The organism is Psychromonas sp. (assembly GCF_983033635.1).
Genome location: NZ_CEZLMY010000064.1, coordinates 2364 through 8828 on the forward strand (window position 1 = coordinate 2364; position 6465 = coordinate 8828).

The window sequence follows — 6465 nt, forward strand, 5'->3', positions numbered from 1 at the left end:
GCAAATCAGGTTAAAGCTCAGTTTGCGGGCCAGGATTGTGTTTTTTGTTTACGTATCATTAAAAATCTTAGCCCCGGGCAACAGATTGATTTTTATTTTCAAAATCCAAGTTCGCCGCTTAAATCGGTAATAAGTGAACAGCAAGTGTTAGTTTATGGTTTGTCTAATAAAAGAGGCTGGTTTAATCCGGGCAGAGTGACCATACGTTCAACATTTCCTTTTGGCTTATTTACGGTGTGGACGCATCTTGATTTTGGGTTGTGCGCTTTATTATATCCAAAGCCACTCGAAAGTGATCAACAGCTTGTTAGTTTATCTGCTGAGCAAACCAACCAGGGGTTAACAAATGCAGCTCTTGGTTTTGAGCAGTTTTCTACGCTAAAAAGTTATCAACCCGGTGAGTCATTAAAATCGGTTGCATGGAAACAGGTGGCACAAGGGCGAGGTTGGTTTAGTAAGCAGTTTGAACAATCACAAGGTGGTGATGTGCTTTTAGATCTGGCCTTATATACAAATTTAGATTTGGAAACAAAACTCAGTTTACTCTGTTATCAAGTGATTGAGTTGGAAAAAAATGATGTCAGTTATGCTTTGAAACTCGAGACTAAAACAACTGCAACTGACCATGGTTTACAACATAAAGAGTTGTGTTTAAAGGCACTGGCGCTATACGGACTAAGCGGATGAAAGAGTTTCTTAATCGCTTCAGTTTATCGCTAATTATCCTAACTTATATTGGTGTGGTTAGCGTGTTATATGCTCATCTGCAGCCATTATTAGTTTTCTTTGGTCTGCTATGTAGTCTTTGGCGTGTGCTTAACTTTTATGGACGTTTACCCCTGATGCCAACGCTATTACTGACTCTGATTGCGATGGTGAGTAGTTTAGTCACTATCTTGCTAGTATATCAGCAGGGGGTCTTTAACGTTATGCTGCATCTGATTATGTTAGGTTTTAGCTTGAAATTTTTGGAGCTGAAATCAATCCGCGATGTGCATTATTTTGTTAATACAGGGTTTGTGTTAGTAGCGCTGTTTTTTATCTTTAATTACTCGATTGTTATGGCTATCCTTGGTGCTTTATTAACGCTTTTATTGTTAGCGATACTGTTAAGTATTCATGGGACAAGTTTAGCTAGCGCCAGTTTTATGAAATTACTGCTTAAAAGCAGCCTGGTAAGTTTACCGCTCGCACTGGTCCTATTTGTTGTTATTCCGCGTTTCCCCGTTTTATGGAAAATGCCGTTACAAAAACAGGCTGTCACGGGGTTAAGTGATCGTGTCACTCCCGGTCAAATTGCAGAATTAAGCCGTTCCAGTGAACTGGCTTTTCGTGCCTCATTTTCCGGGGAGCCGGTAAGCGAAAGTGAGCGTTATTGGCGGGTGATGACCTTAGATGATTTTGACGGACAAACCTGGTCGCAAAGCCACAGTAAAAAAGCGCAGGAGCAGCAAGCTAAAAAAGGGCAAGGGGTTCGCTTTAAATTAAGCGCCTGGAAAAACAGTTATGATTTGATTGTTGAGCCGCATTACAATTATTGGGTTCCGGCGCTTGATTATGCAGATCCAAGTTTGGGGCGGGTTAGTTTAAATGATTATGCTTTACGAAATATAACACCCGTGGTCAAAAGAGAGCTCTTCAATGTTAATTTATTTCAACAGATTAAAGCAAGGCAGTTAACAAAAACAGAAAGGAAACAACTGCTCAGCGTTCCCACGCAAGGTAATCTTAAAACACAACGCTGGATTGCAGCTAAGCTAAAGCTGGGATTAGATAAACAGCAGATTCTTAAGCAGCTGCTTATTAACTTTTCAACAGAAAATTTCCGTTACACACTCAAACCACCGCCACTGGGCATCGACCAGGTTGATGATTTTCTGTTCTCAACACAAGCCGGCTTCTGTGTGCATTATGCCAGTAGCTACCTTTATGTTGCACGGCGTTTAGGGGTTCCTGCGCGCATGGTAACGGGGTATTTGGGGGGCGAGTGGCAAGCTGAAGATAAGTTTATCTCTATTCGTCAATATGATGCTCATGCATGGGTGGAAATTTGGAAAGGGGAACGCTGGATTAGGGTAGATCCGACGGCGTATGTTGCCCCAGAACGCGTTGAGTTTGGGTTAGAGCAAGGTTTATCAAACAGTGACGAGTTTTTAGCGGATGAGTATTTATCGTTACAGAAATGGCGAAATATAAAACTATTAAATCAACTGCGCACAAGACTCGCGCAGTTAGATTATTTATGGGCAACATGGGTTATTAATTATGACAATCAGAAACAGCTACGCTTAATGCAGTCTTGGTTTGGTAAATTTCAATGGTTAAACTTGCTTTACGCAGTATTAATGATGATGTTTCTGGTGTTTATAATTATTGTTTTACTGATATTTAAACCCTGGGTACGACGTAAATTAAGTGCGCAAGATAAGCTTTATCTGCGATTACAGCGCTATTATGCAAAAAGAGGATTGCTCAGGGGGAAAGGACAAACCGTCACTGAGTTTTGCAAAGAAGCCAGTTCCCAATCTAAACTGCCCGCCACACAGTTTGAAAATTTTGCATGTAAATACAACAGCTTAAAATATGATGTTGATTTGTCGGCCAGTAAACGTAAAAAGCAGCTTAAACAGTTACATTTTATCTGCAAACAATTACTGAACGGCTGAACTGTTAATAAGTTAAGCAAAACTTATTTAAGGTATGGCTCGGCTAATAATTTGTAATCTTTTACACTGACTTTAGTCGGTCCATAAGTACGTGCGCTGCGGAATGTATCGCGTCCTATGGAAATAGACACATCACTGTGTAGCTCTTTTTGAGTGATAACTTTGGCATTTTCGAAATACAGCTGTAAATCGGCAAGGTTATTTTCCTGCTCTGTTTTCAGTGCGGTTAACTGTTTTTTTACCTCTTCTTTGGTGAGCATTAAACGTGCGTCTAGAACCTGTTTTTTCTCTGATGCGGGTAATGCATCTATTTTGCGTTGCGCATCAATTAAATGCTGTAATTTTTCCTGCTCCTGCATAATGGTGGTTTTAATCAGTTTTTTAGTTTCCATAAGTTTTGGATATAAACCAACCAGATCAATAATGGTTTTGCTGCCTGCACTTGCGCCAAGTGTTACTGTGTTAATGCCATGGTTGCTGCATAACATACCGCCTAATATTGTACCTTTGCTACCAGCCTCATCTTTAACATTTATCTCGCCCTCACAAATCACATGGCAATGTAATAACTGCTTATGGATATTCACATCGAGTCCGGCGTGAATTTTTGAATATTGACTGAAGTTGGCAATAACAGATCCTTTGCAGTTGACCTCACAAGAGAAATTGTGACTGCCGAATTCTACTTGACGTCCTAAAATTCCTTTACCAACAATCAGATCACCACCACACTCAATTTGTGCCGATTCAATAAAACCAGAAACGGTAACATCTCCTGTTGCAGTTACTTCCATACCATCGCAAATATCACCTTCAACAATGATACTGCCTTTATAATTAACATTACCGTAACCTACATTAACGTTTTCGACCATTAAAACATCATCGACCATCATGCCGTTGTTCAGCACTTTTGGGATACCGGAGATGGTGGCAAGAAGTAGGTTTGGATCTGTTGCACAAAGCTCAGTATTTTCGCCGACCTCTAAGGCAAAGTCTTTGCCTGGTTTATGCTTAACTGTTTCAGCTGTAACAGAGATACCGGAACTACCTTCGTTATACGGGATTTTACGCATCAGTTCACTGCCGGGTTTAACGGTAATCAATTGCCCGAGATTACGCATATCAACGCGTCCATCTTCAGTTTTTTGGGGTTTCAATAATCGTTCTCTGGGGGTCTCAACTAAACGCTTAAAAGTAGCATCGCTGCCGTTAATTGCTTGTGTGCCTTTGGCTACGGTTACTTGGTAGATGGTGCCTGGTTTTGCCTGCTGTGATTTGTCTATAAGTAAAGCGATAGCTTTTGCATTGATACCATGGCTAATTTTCAGTTCATCCATCTCATTTTTTAATTGCTCGGCAGTGACAGCTAAACCATCATAAGCGGAGATGATTTGGGCTTTAGCAATCATTTTAAGCGGATCAAATTCGATGCTTAATTGTGCATCAAGGCGATCGGCAATGGCAATTGATTCCAGTTCAGCCCCGCGCTTACTTTCTCTCTCAAGGCGGTGAAAGTTCTGAACAGCTTCTTTAATGCCGTTTAGGTTCAGTTTCAGATTGGTATAATCAGATTGCTGGAAAATTTTAGTTAAACTATCCACAGTGACTTCATCTTGAACGGGGGTGATCAAGAGTAATAACTGCTGTTTATCAGTAGATAAACGAAGCATATTAGTTGAAAGTGGTTGCTTATTTTCCATGTCATTTATTCTTATAATGTTCAAGCCAGATTATATGTAATCGCAATGTAATAATTAATTTATAAATCACTTAAGGGAGTGCAAAGCATTTTAGACAAGGCGGATGATTGCAAGAATCGTTACTCAATTATCAAATCATATCGCACAGTAAAAAGTGTTTTGATTGCAGTCCATCTGGATGGGATAGGGCCCCATTTTATTTTTGTATCAATTAGTTACATTGTATTAGTTTATTAGAATATAAATATATTTTATAAACTAATTGAAAAGGAAAAAATTAACCGAATTTTTATTGAAAATATAGGCGGCGGTAACATTCTAAGCGAGTAAATACTCTGAAATTAACCTTGCATCACAACTTTTTTGATTGCGACAGGGCATTTGCACTCGTTATCTATTGATAGGGCTCAACGACTAATATAGCGTTTTTAACGCAGATTTTGCTTGCAGCGTAACTGTGTCCGGCACGGAAGATATTGTCACCTATCGAAATAGATACGTCACTATGTAATGCTTTTAATACCTGGACATTAGTGTTATTTAAATATTGTTGTCTTTCAAAATAGTTATCTTCTCGTGCATTATTAAGTTTTAACAGCTGTTTTTTTGTCTCTTTTACAGTAAGCGTCAGGCGTTCATCTAACAGTTGTGTTTTCTCGGAATTACCGATATTAGTGAGTTTTCGTTGTGCACTAAGTACAGCCCGTAATTTTTCCTGTACTAGGTTGATAGCGGATTTAATACGTTTTTTGTTATCTAATAACTCCGAGTAGGCACCAATCAAGTCAATGGTTGTTTTAATCCCGGCTGGTGCGCCGAGTGTGACGGTGCAAATACCTTTGTCGGCAGATAAAAAGCCACCAAAAATTGTTCCTTTATTTCCCTCTTCATCTTTAACGTTGATATAACCTTTGCTATATACATGACAATGCAGTAATTGGTACTTGAGGTTTAAATCCTCTCCAATATTGATAGTTGAATATTGAATAAAGTTAGCAAAAAGAGAGCCTTCGCAACTTATATTAGAAGAAAAATCGTCACAACCATTTTTGACCGGATGTCCTAATATTCCTTTAGTAACGAACAGATCGCCGCCACATTGGACTTTTGATGACTCAATAAACCCAATCACAGTGATATCACCTGTTGCAATTATCTCCTTACAATTGCAAATATCCCCTGCAATAATAAGGCTTCCTTTATGGTTAATATGAGCAGAATCAGCATTAAGGCTATCAAGCATTAACAGTTCATCTACTTCCATGCCCCTATCTAATTGTATTGGTGTTCCTGCTGTTGTGGCTAGCAAAATATTTTCATCAGAATCACTGATGGCAGTGTTCTTACCAACTTCGAATATATAATCATTAGCTGGTGTATGTTTAATTATTTCGCCTGTAACAGTCATTCCATCGTGACCTTTGCAAGAAGGGTATCGTCGCATCAATTGATCACCTTCTTTGACAGATATCAACTTACCAATTTTACTCATATCAAAACTGCCATATTGCAGGTTTATGGAATTTATCAATATATCTTTAGGCGCTTCCAGTAAACATTCAAAATAGCTATCAATGCCATTAACGGCTTCAGGACCTTTAGCGATAGTTATTTGATAGGCTGTACCAGGCTTTGCTTGTATCGATTTTTTTATAAGTTGCTTTATCGCCTGCTGTGAAATGCCTATAGTAATATGTAGTTCATGGATCGCATCCATTACTTGTTGATAGGTGATTGCATTGCCTTCAAAAGCAGAGATGATCTTTGCTTTTGCGCTGATTTTTAGCGGATCAAAAGTAATGTCTAATTCCGCATCGCGGCGCTCTGCAATAACAATAGATTGAAACTTAGTGTTACCTATTACTTCATTTTTGATATCTTTAAAGCAGTGAACAGCCTTATTCAGGCCATTTTTTTTCAGTCTATAATTTGCATAATCAGATTTTTTTATAAGATTAATTATATCGGCCGCGCTTACATCTTCACGAACGAGTGAAATCAAGAGCAATAGTTTTCGTTTATCTTGCGATAAACGAAGCTGGCTCGTTGAAAGTGAGAGTATTTTATCCATAATATTTTTCTTATTAAAATTTAAC

The 6465-nt window shown here is 38.8% G+C and carries 4 protein-coding genes; 2 read left to right on the plus strand and 2 right to left on the minus strand.

Translation table 11 applies throughout. The annotated features are described in order from the left end of the window. Both AC4GME_RS10150 and AC4GME_RS10155 read left to right on the plus strand, forming a co-directional pair. Positions 1–687: DUF58 domain-containing protein (locus tag AC4GME_RS10150; protein ID WP_490379335.1), on the plus strand; the 687-nt coding region annotated here is incomplete at its 5' end. After that, complete coding sequence (locus tag AC4GME_RS10155) at positions 684–2666, plus strand: transglutaminase TgpA family protein (protein ID WP_490379336.1); 1983 nt, start codon at positions 684–686, stop codon at positions 2664–2666. The genes AC4GME_RS10150 and AC4GME_RS10155, both read left to right, overlap by 4 nt. 23 nt (positions 2667–2689) lie before the next feature. Here the strand turns inward: AC4GME_RS10155 and AC4GME_RS10160 are convergent, their stop codons facing one another. Continuing rightward, positions 2690–4369 carry a flagellar assembly protein A gene (locus AC4GME_RS10160; protein WP_490376243.1) on the minus strand — a complete coding sequence of 560 codons (1680 nt, stop codon included), beginning with the start codon at positions 4367–4369 and terminating at the stop codon, positions 2690–2692. Positions 4370–4763: 394 nt separating this feature from the next. Beyond that, positions 4764–6465, minus strand: a 1702-nt coding sequence (locus AC4GME_RS10165) for a flagellar assembly protein A (protein WP_490379337.1), incomplete at its 5' end; no start/stop codon positions are given.